Source organism: Bacillus sp. bc15 (assembly GCF_900142585.1).
In the GTDB taxonomy this organism is placed as follows: domain Bacteria; phylum Bacillota; class Bacilli; order Bacillales; family Bacillaceae_G; genus Bacillus_A; species Bacillus_A cereus.
Genome location: NZ_FRBJ01000001.1, coordinates 1,874,376 through 1,897,775, shown reverse-complemented (window position 1 = coordinate 1,897,775; position 23,400 = coordinate 1,874,376). Strand labels below are relative to the sequence as shown.

Below are 23,400 nucleotides of genomic sequence, written 5' to 3'. Positions count from 1 at the left end.
TGATTCTATGATAATGCAAAAGAATTTATATGATCCAATCATGTATTTGATGAAGGGATTAATTGATAGGCAAATTTATACCGGTGGTAAACCAATGCCTGGTAATGATCCAAATGGCGTATTTAAAGAAGGCATGACCGAAGGATATACGCTTATTCGTGACGGTGCTCGTTTATCTGCAGTCGATGGAGATAAATATTTACACTATGATTTAGCTTTCAATGCACACAGCATGCTAGAAAAGGTTCTTGTCTCTCATAAAGTAACAGGAAAAGAAATGGAGATACAATTAATATATAATGCACAAAAGCAATTAGAGCGTGTGCAGCCGAGACTTCTTAATAAAGGTAACGGTATACTATCTGATTTAACAATTCCCGATGTGTCGTAATGATGCACGGGAATTTTTTAATACAAGAAAAAGGGTGATTGCTCTTGTTTGAAACAACCTATTTAGCCGGTGGTCGATTAGATCCACCTTTTCATCCAACAAAAACAGAACCATTCGTACCTGGATTCATTATGGATTCCACATCATATAAAACGGATGAAGTGAAATATATATTACCTGCAGACATGGAGATTTACGCAATTAGTGTTAGTTCTTCCATTTACGAATTAGATGATAAATGGGATTTAATCGTGAATGGACAAACTGTTTGCCAAGATATTTATACAAAGCGTCTTCCAGAAGGGATGCATTTTATGGTTTATAAAGCGGTTAAAGCAGGAGATACAATTGTATTCCGATTCCATAACCAAGGAATTCTTGATAAAACTGTTTGGTTTGAATTGCACTTTTTAAGATAAGGAGGCGTACTTATGAGTTTTGCAATTAATTATATGGCTGGTGGAAGATTCGACGCGCCTTACTTCCCGACAAAAACAGAGCCATTCATACAAGGGCGTAGGGTTGGTATTCATGATGAAATTCATATAGATAAGTTTTCATTACCATTCGAAACAGAAATGATTGCTTTTTCTGTTGCTGCTTCACATTACAGTGATTCGGACTACTGGAATTTATTTATTAATGGCCAACAAGTGTTTAAAGAGGTTTATGTAAAAGATGTGCCGGAGGGATTTAATTTCTCTATTGTAAAACCTATACCTGCTAATGCCGAGTTAAAGTTCGAATACCACAATGCATCTGCAGAGAAAAAAGCTATATGGCTTAATTACCAACTATTAAGAGATTAGGAGTGTGAAATAGATGGCATACGTTGAAAAAATGTATACAGAAGGCGAATTCCAAGACGAAATCGTTAAATTGGTAATCGCTAACGGATGGAAGAAAGTAAAATCGTTTTTCAGAGCTGTTTATCCGGATTTAGACGTAAAATCTGAGGATGATACAAAATTTGAATTCGGCATGAGTAAGCACATGTTAGTGAAGAATAAAAGCGGTTCTATTTATGGAATTGCTCAAATTTCAAAATGGTCCCTTAAAAAGTCAGAGATTAAATACAACTTCACAAATGAAGAAGGAAAGAAAGCTTTTGCCGAAGACGGTAAAAAACGTTTAGAAAGCGGCAGAGATCGTTCTTGTTTTTATGTTTACATGATTGAAAAAGAACCAAGCGTTGCAGATGAGGGTGTTCTTGTTCTTCCTTATGAATCTAATAAATTCGAAAAAACATTATTAGATGTTGAATTAACTAAAATAACAGTTACTACAAGAGTAAATAGTGGTAGTACTTACAAAGTTTACTCCTATGATGAAGCAGAGACACAAGTCATGATGTCTCCTTGGGTAAAAGTAACATTACGAAATACAAATTTACAAGGTATCAATGCTCAAACAAACTGGTGGCCAGATTCATTGGTCCGAATTAATGGCCAAGTTGATGAAAGTCGTGTTGTTTTATTAATACAAGCTGATAATACACCAGCCTTTGAAAACAATGTAGTTCCAGTTACACCGCTTTATATGGGGCAATTAGAAAGTTATGCTAACGACGATACATTAGGGGATGCATTATGGGCAGGAACCGCATTTGATACTGGAAACGAAGCAGCATCACACAAATTCGATTTTAATGACACAAAACCATATAGAAACGTAGAAAACTATATGCCTGTCATGAAGTCTTATCCGCGTTCTCCTGGTAATGGTATTGATAACGTAATTATTAAACGTTCACGACTGGGAGCAAGGTACCAGGCTCACTTTATTGCATGGAATGTAGCGCCTAATGCAATGCCACCAGATCGCGTTGGTAAAGATGGCGGTCAATATTCACTAGCATGGCAATCTCAAGATAATGACGAATACAAATATCAATTTAATCCGTCTGTTTATAGTAATAAAGTACATACTTCACGCGCTTATATTGTTCATCCAGACGAAGGTGTACGTGGGTATTTACCTTATATGATCCTATTGTCTCCACTAGGTCTATTAAATGGCGATAGATTAAAGGTTAGGAAGAATACTTGTCCGGATTCACACGACATTTACAAATTCTTTAATGTAGATGCTATTTCACCAATTACAAAAAGACCTGCTACGGCATATCGTCCTGCTGGATTAGGTATTTTCGAGAAAACAGTATAAAGGAGTGGACTTATATGTGGTTTGATAAAGTCGTATATTTACAGACATTACCGCAAGAATTAGAAAAACTATTTGCTGATAACGGTTGGAAACGAACGCTATTTTTCCAAATTAAGAGCGGTATTTCAAAATTTATTGATGTAAGGTTGTTTGAATCATTAGGAAGTGATGGAGAACGTAGAAGATTCGGTATAGCAAATGCGTATGATACTGCTGATTCTGATTTCACTGATAGTCGGTTTATTTCGGCAGATTCTCCATTAGGTAAATTAGGGATGGGGGATGGAGTGAAGAAAGACTTCTTCATCCCTGTTTCTCCTGTTCTTGGCCCTTCTGTCATTGTATATGTAAATGGGTTTGAGCAAGAAAAGAGTAAATATAAGGTGGATGCAACTACAGGTAAAGTAACATTCACTACTGCTATTGCAAAAGGCGATAAAGTCACATGCGAATACAGATTAGCTACCAACACATATGAGCCGAACAATGACATGTTGCTATTTACTTTTAATCGATATTTTATCGAAAAAGAGATTCTTGCTGGTGATAAATTAGGTGAATTAGGAAAAGGAGATGGAACGAAAAAGAACTTTGCATTGCCATTTCCTAACTTTGATGAAAGTAGAACGATAGTTTACAAAAATAATACTATTGTTGATCCAAGCGAGTACTCGTTCACTGAAAAAGAAATTGTATTTAAAACAGCACCTGCAGCAGATATAACAATTAAGGTTTCCGGTATTTATTTCTTATTACCAAAAGAAGATGGAACACTGGATGCATTAACAGCAAAAACAAACTTTGATGTACAAAAGATGGAAAGTATTATGGGTGAAGTTTATTCTACGATTAATTTTGTGAATCCATCCCCTTATACATCAATTAGTTTTACACCAGAGCAGCGTTTCTCTAAAGAGCTAAATCGTGACTCTGTTGTTTATCTATACGGGAATGCAAACAAGGACCGCTTGATTATGTTTATGCGTGTAGATCCAACGCCAAATCCAGTTCGTGCATTATTCGTTCCGTTGTATATCGGGAAATTATATACATTCGATGTTGCACCAAGAAAAAACATGATTATTTTAAGTGGCTGTAGACCAGGTGATCAATTTGTATATTCACAAAATAAGAAAATCGGTAACGCGCCACTTGATTACGGTTCTGATACATCAAACGGGAACGAAACGGTCCAATTATCGCAATCAAGTACAGGAGCAATGTACCAACACCATTACTTAGCTTTCATTACACATGATATGTCAGTAGATAGTGGGCAAGGACGCTTTAATCCATCCGTTTATAGTGGTAAATATCATTTATCTCAAATTTATATTGTGCATCCTAATGATGGCTATGTTGGGAAGTTGGATGATGTATATGCGGTTCATCCGAAGAATATCCAGCAAGCCGACGAGCTAGAAATTGAGAAAACGGTTGTAGATGAAGTAATTGGAAAAGGCGATGGGCACCGTAAAGTATTTCATTTAGAACATAAGTCAAAGGGCGAAACGTTAAGACTATTCATATCATGTAAAGAAGTAGAAAAAACGGATTATGTATACAATGCAGAAGATAAGACCGTTACGTTTAAAGAAGCACCGGTTATTGGTTCTGAAATCACAGGCGCTTATGAAATGGCTCAATTATATCGTTACACATTACCAACAACGCCTGTTTGTCCTATGACACAAGCAAAAGCAACACCATTTAATCCAATTGGTTTAGCAATCTACAAAGAAGATATTTAAGCATAAGGGGGTAGCAGAAGAATGAGTGAAAAAGTTTATTCTATTGCTTCCCCTTCTATATGTACCAAAGAAAAAAGTCATGTTGTTGTCGTTGGTTCTGGACCTAATTGGAATGAAAAAGTTTATTCTTTTTCTATTACACCAGCAAATACAGAAAACAAAAATGATGTTGATTATCCAATTTGCATTGCTCCCTATACGAGATATAAGGCTGTTAAAGAAGATAACGCAGGAGTAACTGCCATAAAAGTAAGGGCAAAAGGGATGTTAACAGATGTTATAGAGAATGCATTGCGACAAATAGAGGTAGAAGCCTATATTTCAAATACAACTGATTTTGATTTAAATCGAAATATAAATGTGGCCAACATTGAAATGCAGCATTCGCAACGAATGGACAGTATTTCTGTTCAACTAATTTCTGCAGAAGAATCACCACAACATAGACGGATTTTCGATATAAACCATATCGAAGGGGTAGAGAGCACAAAACTAAACAAGATAGAAGCAATGGTACACGCTTCTGATAGAACAAATCTCAAAACAAATGAATACGAAGCTGCACCGATCATAAATCAGGATTTACTAAAAGGTAAGTTACGTGAATTCGCTGCAGGTGTAGAAGTATTACCGGAATGGGTCAATGTTGCGCGTATTGTATACGGTGAGGGTTTCTATAATGAACTTATGGCCGACAGAGTTACAAAGAATTATAAAGCTGTATCAATGTATAATGACGCAAGTGATATTGTTACCAGGGAGCTAAAAGCTACTCATGCAGAAGTTACTTTATCTACAGTCGTTCCAAATATATTACCTGTATCCATTGCCGAAAAGGAGACTGGTGAGAAACAGCAAAAAGAAATACTTCTTCATGCTCTGGCACAATTCGAATTTAGTACAAAAGAGCGAGAAGTTAAAGGAATCATAGAAGAATTTGATTTGTTCAATGGTATGGGTATACCGGTTTATCTTCCGGATTATGATTTATTTGCTCGTATGCAAAGAGACATTGAAACATCTATCGCTAAACAATATGAATTGAATCGCGTAGAAGAAATTGAAAATGTGGACTTGCTTCCTTATGAAGATATTGAAAGCGCGTATTTAATTCGTAAGATCGATGTAGCGCAAATTAACCTGGATCACTATATTCGAACAAAGGAACTTGCTGCAGATATTATTGCAAGTAATGAAGTAAGCAAGAAAATAAATATATTTGATTCTGAAAGAAATGAATCTGCATCATTTACAAGAACAAAAGAACAGTATGCGAATGTAGTTACAACACACACATTTGAACGTATTGTAGAAACACTTGACTCTGTTTATGCCGATCAACAAGAATTCGCCAATAAAGAACATGTATTTACAGCAGCTGTAGAGATAGGGCAAGAAGTTAAAAATGCTTCACGGGTATTATCTGTTAAGGATATTTCCATAACTGACGATGTAAATAAATCGCAAAACATATTTGAAATACAGACGATCGTCGCAGAAGAAGCAGAGAGGTTATATGAAATAAATGCTGATATTACTGCGGCAGATTATTCTCATCGTATCTTAAAAGTATTACAAGGCGTATCGCCAGACTTTACTTTTGCAGAAGTGAAAAATGAGCTGCAAGCAACTGTAGTTGAACTGGATTATGCAGATAAAGAAGATACTGCATTGCTTACACATATAGATGAAATTTCTTTATTCGAATTAAAAGAACTCTTCATTAGTACCCATGTAGATACTGATGAAGTTGCCAATAAAACAGAAAAAGAATTAGAAGCTATCATAGAAGAGTTTGATTTATTTGAGGGCCTTGGTATCCCCGTATATCTTCCAGAATTCGATTTGTTTGGTCGTGTTCAAAAAGAACTAGAAACACGTATTTCCTTACTTAATGATTCATCTAAATCATTAAATGTGATGCAAATGAAGCTAAATCAAACAATTGAATCTGAAAAAGCAATGAAAGAATATACAACTGTAGTAATTGAAGAAGTGGCTTCTGATACCGTTCCAATTACCTTAGGTGCTGAACATATATCATTAGACATTTCTTATAAACAGGATACACAACAAGCTCTTATTACAGAGCAAGAAGCTTTTACCGGCATACGTGAATTCGAAGGTGGAATTATCTTTGACATAACACCAGCTGATAAGGAAGTTATAACAACAGATACAAATGTAATTGAAACTGTAGATGTAGCAAGGGAATCTGAACGATATGCAATCGTTAGTGAAAAAGAATTATTAGAAAGACGGGCTAGTGTAGAAGTTGTAGTTAATGAAGTAGGTATATTTGATAGGGAACATGAATTAGGAAGCGTTATAGAGGAATATGAACGATTTGAACGTACACCAGAACGAGAATCAGTTCTAGAGGATAATGAACTATTCAAAATGGAGAGAGTGCTAGATACAGTAAAACCAGATGAATTAATAGTTATCGAAAAGGAAAATGATGATCCGAAGTTATGGCTGCGTCATAGCCGTCAATCTTGGTGGACAAATTCAAACTGGAAGAAAACGAGATAAAGAGAGAGTGATAAAATGGCAAGACAATTAGGAAAAAACCTATTGCAACCAGAACCAGGGTGGACTCGTGAATATTGCTTTTTAGAAAATGCAAAACCAGGTATGTTTTTTTCAAATGTAGACCTAGATAATAAAATTACGGGCGATAAATGGCGTGCAGTAGGTGATACTAACAGATTAGAGCAGAATAGTGCCTGGTATGTTGGTGATACATTAGGTCGTTCATTTTATTTTAAATTTACAGGGACTGCAGTTCGTATTTTATTAAAAAATTTTACAACTCATGCATATAACATTACAGTCACCATAGATAATATAAGCTATGGTGGCTCGGTACCTGCTTATTCTAGCGAATATTCACTTGTCGTATTTGAGAAACTAGATCTAATTAAAGGTGAACATAACGTTAAAGTAACTACCAATGGATATGCTTCTGGGGCACCTGGAACTGCTTATACGTTTATAACTGCTGTTGATTACGCGGATTTAAGCGCAAATGTCGGTGATGTACTTACACAACCGGAGCCAGGTTGGAGTCGTTTTGATGATAGAAATAGTGCTATTAGATATGAAGGGAATTGGCAAACTTATAATAACCAGTCTTCCGGTGACGGTTATCTGGGTAGTTACCATATAAAAAATAATGATAAAGATAAATTAGGTCATGTATTTTTCAACTTCACGGGTACCAAGTTACGAATCCTAGCATATAGAACAGATGGACTTTATTTTGATAACACCAAAATAGTAATTGACGGAGTTACTTACGACATACCTAGAGTTGATAAACCCTCATCTGTAAAGACTGTTGTTGTATTTGAAAAGACTGACCTTAGTCCAGGTACTCACTCTGTTGATATGTACGACTATTATTTAAACTTGGATGCTATTGATGTAGGTTCAAGTGACCTTATTTTAGCGACGGCTAAAGTAGGCGACCAATTATTACAACCTGAACCAGGATGGAAGCGTTTTGATGATACGGATAGTAATATTCGATATACAGGATCTTGGAAAACTATTACTAACGATACTGCTTACTATGGTAATTCAATTACATTCAAGCATGATGGATTCAGTGCTGACCCAACTAAATGTGAGTTTTCGTTTACAGGAACCGGTATTCGAATTATTTCACAACTATCTAATGGTACTAGTTATAGTTCTTCGATAAAAATTACAATAGATGGTTCAACTGAAACATATACGATTAAGTCTACAAAGATTGTTATGCAAAGTTTGGTATATGAGAAATTAAGCCTCTCACCAGGAACGCACAAAGTTGTAATTGAAGCTCAAGAAAATATCATGGATGCTATCGATATTCAAGGGGGTTCTATTCTTACTCCTTCTAAAGTAGGTGATGTACTTTTACAACCTGAAGTAGGATGGACTCGCATCGATGATTCCGATCCAAGGATTCGATATGAAGGAAATTGGAAATTTTTCGAGAACGTGAAAGATAATTACAACGGGACAAGACACTATATAAGTAAAGTAGATGGAATTGGAGTTATACGATTCAGTTTTTATGGCAGCGCATTACGAATTATTGGTTATAAGGGAAGCTATGAACAAGCTACGATTACAATAGATGATTCCGCCAAAGAAATCATTAGTTTTCAACCACATGCCACATCCGACCATACTCTTTTAATGTATGAGAAACTCGGCTTAAAAAAAGGATATCATACGGTTAAAATTTCGGGGGATTTTTATAATCTAGATGCTATTGATATTCCAATTGATGGAAGCATGTTGAAGCTAAATGAAAAAAGAGGACAATACCTTTTAACACCGGAAACTGGTTGGCAACGTTTCGATGATAGTCATGAAGGAATCAAGTATATAGACGAAAGTGGTGGGAATTGGGGAGAGAGAGATGGTGGGAGATCACCAGAAGAACTATATAACGGAAAGAATCATATAAAAAAAGGGAAAGGAAAGATAAAGTTTTCTTTCACCGGGAGTCGAATTAGAATTTTACCTACCGTTTATAAAGATTGGTTTGGTTCTGTTTATGTAGAAATAGATGGTATTAATGTTGGTAATTATAAAATTAGTAGCTACGCTGAAAAGTTTCCCTACGCACGAGGGTGTATGACAACATTTGAACAGCTGTATTTAGATTACAAAAAACACGACGTAGTTATTTATACTACTGATGATGATGCGTTATCAACTTTGGATGCTATTGATATTGATTCACAAGGAGAATTACTACGTCCTACTGCTGGAGTGGGTGATGTTCTAAAAGAACCAGAACCTGGTTGGAAGCGATTTGATGATACTGATAAATTCTTTAAATATTTAGGTGATTGGTGGTCGTCGGGCACTACTCCTGAATGGTATAACAATACATTCAATTTTATTCAAGGTGGTTCTGGAGAAGTACAATTCAATTTTTCCGGAACAAAACTTCGAATTATTGGTTGTATACATGAACCTAAGCATCGAAGCAGCGATATTAAGATAATAATAGACGGTAAAGAAGAAATATATAGTGAACAAGGCACTCAAATGCAATATCAAACACTGGTTTATGAAAAAACAGATTTAGTGGATGGAGTTCACACAGTCGTTATTAAATCTGGAACTACTTCACTTTATCCATTAACGTTTGATGCAATCGATATTAATGATACAGGAGTATTGCTACCTTATGATTATAACAAAAAACCAAAAGTATCCTTGTACGAAAAAGAAAGTGGAAAAATATTTGTAGACGATTTTGATTACGTAAATCCAAAATGGCTTATGTCACTATCAAGTGCATTTAACAATGCTATCAAAAAAGGTTTCTTACGTATGAATCATTCTGCAGATAAAGACGTTATGCTGTTAATCGATAAACCGCAAGGTAACTTTGCAATCCAGATTATTGCGGATTATGCTCCTACAAAAGATGGAGATGAAGGTGGCTTACTGCTCTATCAAAATGAAAAGAATAAGGTTGAATTCCTTGAATCTTATGCTGCTAATAGTTCACAAAGTAATAAAGAGTGGCTGGCAATATGTAAAGAAGATCGATGGGACTTTTACACAAAGACAGATACATTCTTTGATTATGTGAATAAAGATTCATTATCAGCTGAACGAATAGGTGTGGTTTTAAAAAGAGGAACTGCAGAGGGATTTGTACCGCTAGACATTAATAAAATCATTATGACAAAGAGTAATATGCTACGTCTGCGCCAGCTATATGAAAATTATAAGATTGTATTAAAAGATACTGCAGATAATACCCTTTCTACTAACATCGTAGCTACAGCTCATACAGGCATTGATATTCTACTTCCTTCTTTAGAGTTTGAGGGAATTGTAGAAATATATGATGAAGAAAATGAACTGTTAGCAAAGAAACAAACTATCTTCTATGGTGGGGATATGTATTGTATGGGTTCATCCTTACAAATTAAAATGAATAACGATGAATTAAATACAACAGATCCAACGAATTTAGGTTACATAGTGAATAACGAGCGCATTGTAAAAATGACAATCGTAAATGATAACATCGGTGCTGCTACAAATATAAAATTATCAATCCAGCAATATATGGAGAAAATCGGCTATACCTGGGCACTTATTTCATTAGATGGGACTAACTATTTGAATGAAATACAGGTTGATTCAGTAGCTGCACAAAGTACGCGTGATTTTTGGGTAAAGGTTGTAAAGGATACAAATTCTCTAGCATTTGAACCAATTTATTTTAATGTTCATCTAAAACATAATTAATGTAAATAAGATATAGGTACAGCAACGTTATTAATGAAAAAAAATTTTAAAAATTATAATTGACCCCAAAAACGATTTTTATATAACAAAGATGTAGAATGTAATCATTTAAATAAATACTGAGTCTAGCCGGAACTTTCTGTGAATTCTATCATAATAGAGAACTCAAAAGAGAATATGGATTGATTTTTTGTTGGTAGTAAAGAACGATTGAGTAGTTAGTATAAAAATATAGTTACCTTACTTGAAAGAGCGCTAGGTATAGAAAAAGGAGAATAAATAGAGTGTGTAGGAAAAGAAATATAAGTTTGAAACTATGTGAAGTAGTAGTTATTTATTAACAATCTTACATTAAAGAAAACTAAATAATATAAGGTGATAAAATGGCAATTCAATTAGGTAAGAGTTTACTTAATCCAGAGTTCGGATGGAATCGTAAATATTGCCAACAAGCTAACATTGGTACTTTTTTTCAAAATATAAGAGGGTCAGAAGAATATCCCAATGCTACGTGGTTTGTAGTAGGTGGAAATAATAATCCTTCTGAGGAAGGTTGTTGGTTTGGCATCCTTAATCCTAGAAATACAAATGAAGATATCTTTTCATTTGTATTTACTGGAACGGCTTTTAGAATAATGCAAATGTCTTATTCCGATCATCGTTACAATATAAAAGTAAGAATAAATGGTGGGAATTGGATTAAAGGTTCGGTAATTCAAAATAATACATCAAAGTTTAGAGTTTGTTTTGAGAAATTAGATTTACCTAAAGGGACCTATAGAGTAGAAGTAACTTATGATGGTTTCACTACTGGTTCCAATAATAAGTCGATTTATACATTTTTGTCTGCTATTGATTACGTGGATTTAGGGGCAAAAGTCGGTGATATTTTAAAACAACCGGAACCAGGTTGGAAACGGTTTGATGATTCAGATAGCAATATTAAGTATGTTGGAACTTGGATGACTCATACTTTTTGGGATGATGGTTACAATAAGACGGCACATGTTAAAAATGATGAGCAAGATAAGTTAGGGCGTGTATTATTTAACTTTGTTGGTACTAGATTGCGTTTACTAGCATATCGAACAGATGGTACATATTTTGATAATACAAAAATAGTAATTGACGGAATCACTTACAATTGTCCGAAAATCGATAAGACCTCAGATCAAAAATCAGTAATAGTTTACGAAAAATTAGATCTTAATCCGGGTAAACATACTGTAGAAATATATGACTATGTATTAAATCTAGATGCAATTGATATAGATGCAGATGGATCTATTTTAGAACCAGCAAAAGTTGGTGATGCACTATTTAAACCGGAACCAGGTTGGAAGCGATTTGATGATACGGATAGTAATATTAAATATACAGGCACTTGGAATCATCTAGCAAACTCTAAGGGTTACTTTAACAATACAGTATCTTTTCATAATAGTGATCACGGTAACGAACCTGTCACCTGTGAGTTTGCATTTTCGGGAACTGGAATTCGAATTATTTCAGAACACAATAATTACTCAAGTTATCGATATCCAATACAAATTACAATAGACGGTTCTTCTGAAACTTACATAATTTCTCCTAAACCTCCATTACAACAATGTTTAGCATATGAGAAATTAAATCTTTCTGCAGGTATTCATACAGTTGTAATTGAAGCTCAAGAAAATATTATAGATGCAATTGACGTATTCGGTGGAGAATTACAATCATCAAATCTAATTAAAAAGCCAAAAGTATCCTTATATGAAAAAGAAAGCGGAAAAATATTTGTAGATGATTTCGATTCCGTAAATCCAAAATGGCTTATGTCACCATCAAGTGCATTTAACAATGCTGTTAAAAAAGGATTCCTACGTATGAATCATTCTGCAGATAAAGACGTTATGCTGTTAATTGATAAACCACAAGGTAACTTTGCAATCCAAGTTATTGCGGATTATGCTCCTACAAAAGAAGGAGATGAAGGCGGCTTACTGATCTATCAAAATGAAAAGAATAAGGTTGAATTCCTTGAATCCTATTCTGGTAATAGCTCTCAAAGCCATAAAGAGTGGATGGCAATTTGTAAGGAGAATCAATGGGGTTTTTATACAAAGACAGATACATCCTTTGATTATATGGATAATGATTCATTAGATGCAAAAAGAATTGGTGTTATTTTAAAAAGAGGAACTGCAGAGGGATTTGTACCGATTGACATCAATAAAATTATTATGACAAAGAGTAATATGTTACGTCTGCGTCAACTATATAAAAATTATAAGATTGTATTAAAAGATTCTGCAAATAATATCTTGTCTACTAACATTGTAGCTGCAGCGGATACAGGCATTGATATTCTACTTCCTTCTTTAGAGTTTGAGGGAATCGTAGAAATATATGACGAAGAAAACGAACTACTAGCAATGAAACAGGCCACCTTCTATGGTGGGGATATGTATTGTATGGGTTCATCCCTACAAATTAAAATAAATAACGAAGAATTAAATACAACGGATCCAACGAATTTAGGTTACATGGTGGATAATGAGCGAATTGTAAAAATGACAATCGTAAATGATAACATCGATGTTGCTACAAATATAAAACTATCCATTCAGCAGTACATGGAGAAAGTTGGTTACACCTGGGCACTTATTTCATTAGATGGTACTAACTATTTGACTGAAATACAGATTGATTCAATAGCTGCACAAAGTACGCGTGACTTTTGGGTAAAGGTTGTGAAGGATACGAATTTCCTAGCATATGAACCAATTTATTTTAATATTCACCTAATACATAGTTGAGGTGAATATAATATGGGGACTGTAATGAAATTAATAGGAAAATATCACATATTAATTTCAAATTGTAAAAAATAATGAAAATAAAATTAAAGGAGGGACAAACTATGTAACAGCTAACAAAAATAAATTTTAAGGGATATATTTTTTTGAAAGTCAGTAGCAATGGGTATACTGTTTTGTTTAGAAATCATTACAAAGTAATTTAAACGATTTGAATGTAACTAGGACGAAAAATTGTTATGGAAGATGACTAAATATTTTCAATGGAAAGAGCATTAGATAGAAAAATATATAATAATTTGAAGTTATGAGTATCGTATAGTCACTAATAATGATGGGAGAACTTCAATTGGAAGGAAACGAGAAAAATAGTAGGTGATGCAATGACTGTAATTGGGGATGTATTGAAGAATCCAGAAGTGGGATGGAGGAGATATGATTGTATGCCATCTCATTCATTCCTTTTTGAGATGAATGGGTTTACTGTCAATGATACTTATAAAAATTATTATTTTGGTTCAACAAAAGATAATTATTTACGATTTAAGTTTTTGGGGAAGAAACTACGTGTAATAGCAGAAGTCAGTAGCGGACCAGGGAATGTTTCTATATCAATTGATGGTAGTGAAAAAGAATATTTTAGCCTTTATAAAGATTTAAAAAGCGGTTTACAGGAATATACTTTCCTTTTTGAAAAGCAATTATCAAAATGGGAGATACATGAAGTTATTATTAAAATTGAGAGTACAACTGGTCATAGTCACCGATTTAATGCGTTTGATATAGATGCACAAGGGGAATTTTTAACATTTCCTAAAAAAGGTGAGGAATTAAAGGAACCAGAATCAGGATGGAATCGTTTTGATAATTCTGATCGTAGGATTAAATATACTGGGAACTGGGAAGAAATCCATAATGATTCTCGGTATCACAACGGAACAGGGATTTATAAAAATACTACACATGGAACAGAACCTGTAATATGTGAGTTTAGTTTTAATGGTACGGGACTCCGAATAATTAGTCGGAATTATGATGGGAGTGGTAGCTACAAAGCGCCTATTGCTATAACCATTGACGGTTTAACAGAAACATATTCTCTAATAGGTTCAAAAGTTTTATGGCAAGTTCTAGTTTATGAAAAATTAAAATTAGAACCTGGAATTCATCAAATAAGGATAGAAGCTCTAGAAAATGTTATTGATGCAATTGATATTTTGGATGGAGAATTACTCCTTTTTGAACTGGAAAAACCAAAAGTATCTTTGTACGAAAAAGAAAGCGGAAAAATATTTGTAGATGATTTTGATACAATAAATGCAAAATGGCTTATGTCGCCATCAAATGCATTTAACAATGCTATCAAAAAAGGTTTCTTACGTATGAATCATTCTGCAGATAAAGACGTTATGCTGTTAATCGATAAACCGCAAGGTAACTTTGCAATCCAGGTTATTGGGGAGTATGCTCCTATAAAAGATGGAGATGAAGGTGGCTTACTGATCTATCAAAATGAAAAGAATAAGGTTGAATTCCTTGAATCTTATGCTGTTAATAGTTCACAAAGCCATAAAGAGTGGATGGCAATTTGTAAGGAAGATCAATGGGACTTCTACACAAAAACTAATACATTTTTTGATTATATGGATAATGATTCATTAGATACAAAAAGAATTGGTGTTGTTCTAAAAAGAGGGACAGCAGAGGGATTTGTATCTCTTGACATCAATAAAATTATTATGACAAAGAGTAATATGTTATGTCTGCGTCAACTATATGAAAATTATAAGATTGTATTAAAAGATACTGCAGATAATATTCTGTCTACTAATATTGTGGCGGCAGCTCATACGGGCATTGATATTCTACTTCCTTCTTTAGAGTTTGAGGGAATCATAGAAATATATGATGAAGAAAACGAACTACTAGCTAAGAAACAAACTACCTTCTATGGTGGGGATATGTATTGTATGGGCTCATCCCTACAAATCAAAATGAATAACGATGAATTAAATACAACAGATCCAACGAATTTAGGTTATATGTTGAATAATGAGCGTATTGTAAAAATGACAATCGTAAATGATAACATTGGTGCTGCTACAAATATAAAACTATCAATCCAGCAATACATGGAGAAAGTTGGTTACACCTGGGTACTTATTTCATTAAATGGTACTAACTATTTGAATGAAATACAGATTGATTCAATAGCCGCACAAAGTACGCGAGATTTTTGGGTAAAGGTTGTAAAGGATACAAAATTCCTAGCATTTGAACCAATTTATTTTAATGTTCATCTAAAACATAATTGAGGTGAATACAATATGGGAACTGTAATGAAATTATATAGATATACATCCGAAAGTGAGATTACACCATCAATCCTTATTGAGAGGAATGTACAAATTACAATTGAACCAGGGAAAGTTCTATATGCTCCGCTGGATGTAGGTTGTAACAAATACGATATTCGTACCATTCAAGTTACAAATGATTCAAACGTTGAAGCAATGTTATTTATGTACGATCAAAAAGAGAATGGGAATCAGATTTATAAAAGCTTATCAGAAAAAAGAACATATGATATTTTGGCTATTCCTTGTGAGGATAAAGATCATACAAACAAGGTACATCTTTATATAGAAAATAGGGGCGTAGCAACCTCTACTTTTAATGTTTCTATGAAAGCAATACGTTTAAATTAAGGAGGAACATATAAAATGACAAATAAAATTTGTAAGTTACACAGACTAGAGCGCAGAGAAGTCTTTATGAAGATTATCGATGAAATGAAAAAGGCTGGATGGCAGCAATTAAATGCTGACAAACCGGATAAGAATAATATTTTTGTTATGTTTTCTACAGGTAATGATGGAACCAAAAACAATTATATTGAGCTGCGTCCTAATGACTCAAACTCTAAAAACGACCAACTATCGAGCGCAAATGATATAAGGGATCCAAAAGGGAATCGTGCAGATGGGAGTTATAGACTGATTAGAGGTTACAATAAAGATACTAATAATGGGACCGGAGAAGAATCATGGTTTCCGTTAGTATTTCATCATGGAAAAGTACATAATTCGAGCGGAATAACTACTTTAGGTTATGAAAAATATATGGTTGATCTATATCTATACGTTGATAAGGATACTGTCATTTATTGTGTATATGCAAATGATGATGAAATCCCATCCGAAAAAGGAAAAACAACAATTGGTTTTCTAGGAATACCTGACGAATTATATCAACCGGAATTATTTACACCTTATTCCTATCCTTTTAGTGTTTTATTAAGCGCTGGAGCCTATTCCCAACAAACTGCACAAGTAACTAATAAAAGCAAATTTGCTACACCATCACCAGTGTCTCGTTCAGTTTCAACATTCTTTTGGGATAAGGTGTTTTTAAGAGCTCCTTCAAATGAGGGGAAAATAGTTTTCACACCGCTATATTTGGGTGATTCGACAGATGGGTTCAGAGGGAAATATGATGGTTTTTACATATATAAAGGGAGTGGTTATATTTACGGTGATATTGTAGAAGTCCCAGAGAATAATGAAATTCAAAAATATAAATTATTTTATACGTATGCTCCATCTGTAAGCGGACAATACAATTCATTTGCTGAATATGCTATAGCTTTACGCATCGAGTAAGAAGGAGGTAAGTATATGACAGTACTTCAAAGTATAATCATATCTCCAACAAATCTATACCGTACGGGAACACGCGAAATTAATACACATCAGGGTATAATCATATCTCCAACAACGCTATATTATCATGGAATACGTGAAATCAATACACATCGTCAAGGGGGTATTGTTAATCCAATCGATTTTTCACATACAGGCGTTAGGCAACTGCTAACACATCGAGGTGATATTTTAAACCCTGATGATTGGATACGAACAGGTATTAGGCAAATTTCCACCCGTCAAGGTGTTATGCACAATTTATCTCAAGGTAAGAAAGGAACTACTGAAAAAGAAGTAATGAAGCCACCACGAACTGAACCACTAGAGTATGCGTGGAAGAAAATGAACATATAAATAAATTTATCAAAATCGAGCGTGCCAAAGCAGGCTTTTTTATTTTGCTTTGAAATGTAAAAAGGGGGTGAAAGTTTGGAAAGGATTCATGAACTTGTAAAAACATTAAATGTAATGGATGTTATTAATACCACCCAATTTAAAGTTGCTTCTGTAATTAGTGGAGGATTGGGAACGATATTTAATTTTTTATATGGTAAATCTAATTTAATTTGGATTATCATTTTGGTATGGGTAGTTGTATTAGATTGGATAACTGGTAGTAAGGCTTCAAAATTAGATGGTACGTATTCATCACAATATGGAATTGAGGGCATTGCACGAACTGTGGTGCTCTTTTTATTACCTTCTTTAGCGCATTTATTTGATATTGCGTTTAAACTACCAGAGTTTTTCTATTTTATGGTAACGGGTGGTTTAATTTATCATATTTTTAATAGCTTTACAGCCAATTGTGTACGGATTGGGTGGGATAAATGGATTCCTACTTGGTTGTTAGAAAGTGTATCTTCTGAAATTGAAGCGAAAATTAGAAGATCAAACTCTAGAAAAGAAAAAAATTAAATATAGACAAATATAAAAAATGATAGCAAAAGGAGCAGTCTCAATTGAGGTGCTCTTTTTGTTTATCGAGATTTTATTTCAGGTATTCAATAGGGAGCATGCGCAGCATTATTTGTGTGGATGCTTTTTATTACACAAAAAAGAATGAACAGCGTGAAGCGCAGTACCAAGCTGTTATTCAAAAGAACCAGGAAGTTATTGAAGAACAGGGAAAAGCTCTTGGATTTATTTCTAAAGACGTAACAGAATTTAAATAAAAACTTTTTGAAGGAGATGTTCAGTAATGGGACACATTGTAGATATTTCAAAATGGAATGGAAGTATTAATTGGGATGTAGCAGCAGCTCAATTAGATTTAGTAATTGCTAGGGTACAATATGGTTCAAATCTAGTAGATCATTTGTATAATGAACATGTAGCAAAATCAGAACAATACGGTATTCCACATGCTGCATATGCTTATGGATGTTTCGTATCAGTAGCAGATGCAATTGTGGAAGCTAAGGATTTCTTAGCAAGAGTAAATCCTAATGCTAAATTCCTTGTATTAGATGTGGAAGATGACACAGTAAAGTCAATGAAAAGCAAAGGTAACCTTAGTGATTTAGCTAAAGCATCACAAGCTTTTATTGATACATGTAAAGCTGCAGGTTGGACAGTAGGATTTTATGTAGCACATCATATGTACGGTGACTATAATTTACAAAGTGTACAAGCTGATTTTATTTGGTTACCACGATACGGAACAAATGACGGCAGTCCACAGAAGAAACCATCCTATACTTGTGACATTTGGCAATATACCGACAATGGTTATATTGATGGTATTGGGAAAGTGGATATTAATTTATTGCAAGGTGATAAAACCCTGGATTGGTTTACCGGAGAGAAACAATCAAAACAATCTGTTGCTAATGGCGGTTATCAATATGTTAAATCTGGTGGTTTTGGTATTTCATTGGTTCAAGAAGCTCTATATGCTATGAATGAGCGTGGAACTAAAGGGCAAGTTATTTCTGATCCATTAACTGGTTTAGCATACTTGCAAACCGAAGTGTTACCAAATGGTGAGCTTGATAAGATTACAGCTTGGATGGACGAAAGAAACTGGTGGTACGAGTATTTGAAATAAAACAAAAGCCGTCCTGTTTGATGTGCACCCCAATTGTTAGACACTAACAACAATTGGAGGTGTACTTTTTTATGGCTATGTAATTAAAATTCACTTTTAGATAATGCTTTTGATATTGGTTTTACAATTAAACCTATTAAACGTAAACTATTAAATATAGAACGTACAACTTTTATAGAGATGCCTCCTGTTTATATCACGCATTCATAAGTAATTCTTTTAGTTCTTTTGTGGATAATTCCATTTCTGTACACTTCTTGTTGTGTTACCTTTTCATAAAGTTCTACCCTTTGTTTTTATGTGCTATTTCACCTAATACATCTATATAAGAATCAAGTGCTTCCCCTAGAAGATATGACCCTCTCAAGAAATCACTGTTTGTTTTATCATCTATGTTTGATAATATTAACTCTATACCTTCTCTTCTGGTTTTCATTGATTGAAGTACTTTCTCATGAATGGCTTTGTAATCATCACTAGGCTCTAATTCATCGAATTTAAGAGTTACTTTCTTTAAATCGTTGAGTGCAATTTTGTAATTATCATCACCAACTGCATCATACACAGCATTAGAAGCTTCGGTTAATTCATCACTTAGGTCAAATAAGAAATCTGTATATGTTAAGGACTTATCATTTAAAGTCTTATGTCTTGATGACTCCGTAGAAGTCTCCGATACAGTTTCTTGTGAAGCTGACTCTTTCAGATGGTCTTTTGATATCCCACAACCTACCCCTAATAACATGATTGGTAAAATTACGTATGCTAGTTTTTTTGCTTGCATTTTTGTACACTCCTTTTTAAAAATATTGTAACTAATTAACATATGGAACCATAACATAAATTACATAAATAAGATATATAAATTTTTGGGTAATAAAGGGAAATTTAGATGTTTTTATAATGTGAAACTATGATAATCTGTATTGTGGTTGTAGAGGTGTCTCCCTCTGCATGCTTTTTTTCCTTTTGGAGCTCCGAACGTTTAGTGTTTGAGGGCATTTTCTATGCTCCCATAAATTCTTTATCAAAGTAGAACTTGTCCATTAAGTTATTTACAATCCTGTTGAAATAAGCGAATTTCTCCTTATTCATGTTTGCTCCGGATTTAATTTTCATAACAAACTTTTTAATAGCTTAGTGCCAATAGTAAATTTCTGGTCTTTATGAAAAGATTAATTTGTTTTGATTGAAAATAGATTATAAAATTAATATTTAAATATAGTAAATTTGAATATCGATATGTTATCATTTAAATAATTCAGATATGTGGTACAAAGTTAATATTTGTAGCTAAGGTCGTTTATGCATATGAAAGAATTAAATTATGAAAAGGCGGTATTTATTATGAAAGCAATTAAATTAGCAGGTTTAACAATTGCAGCAGGTTTATTATTGGCAGCGTGTGGTACTGAAGAAGCGAAAATAGAGCAAGATGTGAAGAAAGAGGAACAAAAAGAAAAAGTTAAAGCATTTCAGGTAGAAAAGAAGCAAGAAGATAAGAAAGTAACGGTGCAACAATCGACCGATAAGTCAAAACAGCATGAAAATGTAGCAAAGGAAACAGTTAAAGAAGAACCAAAAGCGGAGTCAACGCCTGTTGAACAACCGAAAGCCAGTGGGTTAAATGAGGCACAATCACAAGAAAAAGTGGAACAATCGAAGACAGCACAAGGCCAGGGAGCGCGTAATAAAGATGTAAAATTAAGCCAATTAGGCATCCAAACAGCAAAGGATGGAATAAAGGTGGCTGCACAGGCGCAAGACGTCCATATTGAAGCGAAAGACAGTCTAACTCGAATTGTAGTTATCGTTCCAGCGGGAACAACGAAAGAACGAGCACAACAAGTAGGAGACACAGCAGCGCGCCAGGTGGCAAGTTTTGGGACTATGGGATTATATGTAGATTTGAAAGCACCATCAAAAGACTATTTAGGGGAATATTGGGAAAACTTCTCTGGTGATATCGGTATCTATGACAGCAACGAAAAACAATTGGTACGTGGAAATATTTCTAAGTTAAATCCAACAAAAATTAATTGGTAAGAAAAACAAGATCCCTACACAATGTTTGGGGATTTTTCCATATAGAAAAGACACCCTAAGGTTCCTTTTTTTATAGTTTTTAGCAGAAATAACTTCATCCGATAATAATTAATAGTATAAAGAGTACAACAAGTAACGCAAAGCGATTAAGTTGCTAAAGTAATAAAAGAAACAGCAACTTCTTTAGTTGTAATTTCCTAAAATACTAGACGTTTGAGGCAACTTTTTCTTGCAATTGTTTTAAGCCATGTAAGACTAATTCCCAATTTGCTGTGAAATAGAAAAATAAGGGACTATATTCTGAGGGAATCTAGAATATAGTCTCTTATTATAGGTTTTAAAACATTAATTCAGGGATTTTCAACTGATTTTTAAGTAAGTTCCAAGTCTCATCTAGAATAGGTTTTGGTGGTATGTAAATAATTGTTCCATCTCGCCCTCTTGTTAAAATAACTCTATATGCATTGAGTTTAATTTGGAATGGATCTTCGACACCCCATTGATAGTGTTGTCCTTTCCAAGCCCCATTCTGTAGATAAAGATCATCATCCCAATGAACGAGCGCCATATCTAGTTCAAGTCCTTGTGTTTGAAATTCAGTTGCGCTGTAGTTGAGATTTTTACAATAGTATTGAGACCCTGGATAGTTAAAGTATTGAGCGATCTTACTAGGCTTTTCATATCGTTCATCTCGTGGTAAAACAGGGACTTCTTTTTGACGATCAGCGCCACCAGCACAGACGACACCAACTGTTTTTGTATCATCCTGATAAAGCTGATTTAAAGTGATTTTTGCTTTTTCTAAATCACGCGTAATAAAAAGCTGATAATGTTCCTTTGGTAGGTTATGAATAAGCTGTTTCGTTTGTTCAAAACTAACATTTAATAAAGTATTAATAATTTCATAGTATTTTAAAGCTGCATGAGCACGGAAAGATGAATTTAAATGTAGCTGAGAATGAGTTTTATAATGTGCTGCATTTGTGAATACAGAATTAGGGTGTTTAGAATGAACAGTAACGTTTTTTCCAGCAATCGCAGTATTCCACAGAGGGAGACCGCCTTCTTCACCAGAATAGATCTCTTGACCTTCCCCAATTAAGCCAATTGTTACACTCCACGGCTTATTATGTGTCGTAATATTCATTATAATATCCGGTTCACTTAAGTGTTGGGCTTCTCGCTTTCTTCGAGTGAGTGATTGGTCGACTTTTTTTGTATCCCATGCTCGTTGTGCTTCATCAAAAATGATAATTTGTTCTTTTGGAATGATTTTCTTTTCGAGAAAATCCATTTTATATCCATATAGGCCTTGTACGAACGTTCTATTTTTCAACGTATCTTGTAATACGTCTACTAATGGCCCGTTACCAGATAAATAAACTGCATTTTTCATTTCATGTGCAATGGTCAAACCCAAATATGTTTTACCTGCTCCTGGCTCACCAGATACTAAAATTAAGTGATGAGTATTTGTATTTTGTGCTTCCTGAATAATTGTGCGTATAGTTTGTTGTACTTTTGGAAAATTACTGCTTGATATTGCTTTAATATCAGGGAGTGGTTCATTATGTAAAATGGAACGAGCAGCTTCTAGCATAGAAGGTGAAGGTTCATAGAAACCATTGATTATTTCGTCTAGCGTCAACGTTTGTACTTCTGTTTTCTCTAATATTCGTTTAATAATACTTTCCAATCCATCAACTGTTGAAAGGGTTACTTGATAATCTTTTTGGAATTCCCATTGTTCACCTTCATAGTTTGTAAGCAGTAGAATACCTATGACTTGCATGTTAGATTGTTGAATAGCTGAGTGATAATGCTGGAGATCACGCATATAAAGCGATGTTTGAATGTATTCAGAAGGTGAAACGTTATTAAAACTTTTACATTCGATGACTATCAAATAACCATTGATTAATAAAAGTATATCTGGACGACGGCCACCTCCGCGTAAAATCTCATATTCAAAAATAAGTGATGCATCTAAATTAGAAAATCGATTAAATAAATCTTGTAGCTTATTGTAGCTATCAATCCATGCTCTCTTTTGAGAAGCTATTTTGGTATCATCTGCATTGGTTTTATAAACATGATATTGCAATTGTTTAATGAATGATCTTAAATCTAATTCTTTAAATTGTTCAATAGTTCCAGCCCAGCCATAGTTCAAGATAAATGCCTCCTTAAGAAGTAGTAGAATATATGTAAATCT

Annotated in this window: 18 protein-coding genes and 1 pseudogene; 16 read left to right on the top strand and 3 right to left on the bottom strand. The window is 34.0% G+C overall.

All coding sequences use genetic code 11. The features are described 5' to 3' along the window. The first annotated feature begins 7 nt into the window (after positions 1-7). From BUA87_RS09605 to BUA87_RS09535, 15 genes are all read left to right on the top strand, one after another. Positions 8-391 (top strand): hypothetical protein, encoded by a 384-nt coding sequence (locus BUA87_RS09605; protein ID WP_071714942.1) that lies wholly within the window; start codon positions 8-10, stop codon positions 389-391. 44 nt (positions 392-435) lie between these two features. Beyond that, a complete protein-coding gene (locus BUA87_RS09600) occupies positions 436-810 on the top strand; it encodes a hypothetical protein (RefSeq protein ID WP_050845295.1) in 375 nt (124 codons plus the stop codon). Between the two features lie 12 nt (positions 811-822). After that, positions 823-1,200 (top strand): hypothetical protein, encoded by a 378-nt coding sequence (locus BUA87_RS09595; protein ID WP_050845297.1) that lies wholly within the window; start codon positions 823-825, stop codon positions 1,198-1,200. A gap of 13 nt (positions 1,201-1,213) precedes the next feature. After that, the gene (locus BUA87_RS09590) at positions 1,214-2,557 is read left to right on the top strand and encodes a hypothetical protein (RefSeq protein ID WP_071714943.1); all 1,344 of its coding nucleotides are present in this window, start codon (positions 1,214-1,216) and stop codon (positions 2,555-2,557) included. Between the two features lie 14 nt (positions 2,558-2,571). Further along, positions 2,572-4,308, top strand: coding sequence for a hypothetical protein (locus BUA87_RS09585; RefSeq protein ID WP_050845301.1), 1,737 nt, complete (start codon positions 2,572-2,574; stop codon positions 4,306-4,308). Between the two features lie 21 nt (positions 4,309-4,329). Next, positions 4,330-6,843, top strand: a complete 2,514-nt coding sequence (locus BUA87_RS09580) for a hypothetical protein (protein ID WP_072939461.1) — start codon at positions 4,330-4,332, stop codon at positions 6,841-6,843. Positions 6,844-8,598: 1,755 nt separating this feature from the next. After that, entirely contained in the window at positions 8,599-10,584 is a 1,986-nt protein-coding gene (locus BUA87_RS09575; protein ID WP_072939538.1) for a hypothetical protein, read from the top strand. A gap of 860 nt (positions 10,585-11,444) precedes the next feature. Continuing rightward, a complete protein-coding gene (locus BUA87_RS09570; RefSeq protein ID WP_072939535.1) occupies positions 11,445-13,385 on the top strand; it encodes a hypothetical protein in 1,941 nt (646 codons plus the stop codon). 383 nt (positions 13,386-13,768) lie between these two features. Continuing rightward, positions 13,769-15,700 carry a hypothetical protein gene (locus BUA87_RS09565; RefSeq protein ID WP_072939459.1) on the top strand — a complete coding sequence of 644 codons (1,932 nt, stop codon included), beginning with the start codon at positions 13,769-13,771 and terminating at the stop codon, positions 15,698-15,700. Between the two features lie 12 nt (positions 15,701-15,712). Next, positions 15,713-16,093 carry a DUF1998 domain-containing protein gene (locus BUA87_RS09560; RefSeq protein WP_071731731.1) on the top strand — a complete coding sequence of 127 codons (381 nt, stop codon included), beginning with the start codon at positions 15,713-15,715 and terminating at the stop codon, positions 16,091-16,093. Between the two features lie 15 nt (positions 16,094-16,108). After that, the gene (locus BUA87_RS09555; RefSeq protein ID WP_072939457.1) at positions 16,109-17,047 is read left to right on the top strand and encodes a hypothetical protein; all 939 of its coding nucleotides are present in this window, start codon (positions 16,109-16,111) and stop codon (positions 17,045-17,047) included. A gap of 15 nt (positions 17,048-17,062) precedes the next feature. Then, a complete protein-coding gene (locus BUA87_RS30075; RefSeq protein WP_221448835.1) occupies positions 17,063-17,443 on the top strand; it encodes a hypothetical protein in 381 nt (126 codons plus the stop codon). A gap of 75 nt (positions 17,444-17,518) precedes the next feature. After that, positions 17,519-18,007 (top strand): phage holin family protein, encoded by a 489-nt coding sequence (locus BUA87_RS09545; RefSeq protein WP_071714948.1) that lies wholly within the window; start codon positions 17,519-17,521, stop codon positions 18,005-18,007. Between the two features lie 98 nt (positions 18,008-18,105). Continuing rightward, entirely contained in the window at positions 18,106-18,264 is a 159-nt protein-coding gene (locus tag BUA87_RS09540) for a hypothetical protein (protein ID WP_253207836.1), read from the top strand. A gap of 26 nt (positions 18,265-18,290) precedes the next feature. Beyond that, positions 18,291-19,139 carry a GH25 family lysozyme gene (locus tag BUA87_RS09535; RefSeq protein ID WP_071714949.1) on the top strand — a complete coding sequence of 283 codons (849 nt, stop codon included), beginning with the start codon at positions 18,291-18,293 and terminating at the stop codon, positions 19,137-19,139. A gap of 283 nt (positions 19,140-19,422) precedes the next feature. Here BUA87_RS09535 and BUA87_RS09530 read toward each other — a convergent pair whose 3' ends face one another. After that, the gene (locus tag BUA87_RS09530) at positions 19,423-19,923 is read right to left on the bottom strand and encodes a hypothetical protein (RefSeq protein ID WP_072939453.1); all 501 of its coding nucleotides are present in this window, start codon (positions 19,921-19,923) and stop codon (positions 19,423-19,425) included. A gap of 221 nt (positions 19,924-20,144) precedes the next feature. After that, positions 20,145-20,320, bottom strand: a pseudogene (locus tag BUA87_RS31785) (helix-turn-helix domain-containing protein); the annotation flags it as partial. Between the two features lie 130 nt (positions 20,321-20,450). Between BUA87_RS31785 and BUA87_RS09520 the strand changes: the two are divergent. Then, complete coding sequence (locus BUA87_RS09520) at positions 20,451-21,185, top strand: DUF874 family protein (RefSeq protein WP_033657567.1); 735 nt, start codon at positions 20,451-20,453, stop codon at positions 21,183-21,185. Between the two features lie 337 nt (positions 21,186-21,522). On the opposite strand, the gene BUA87_RS09510 is transcribed toward BUA87_RS09520, so the two are convergent. Beyond that, positions 21,523-23,358 (bottom strand): DNA/RNA helicase domain-containing protein, encoded by a 1,836-nt coding sequence (locus BUA87_RS09510; RefSeq protein WP_072939450.1) that lies wholly within the window; start codon positions 23,356-23,358, stop codon positions 21,523-21,525. Between the last annotated feature and the right edge of the window lie 42 nt (positions 23,359-23,400).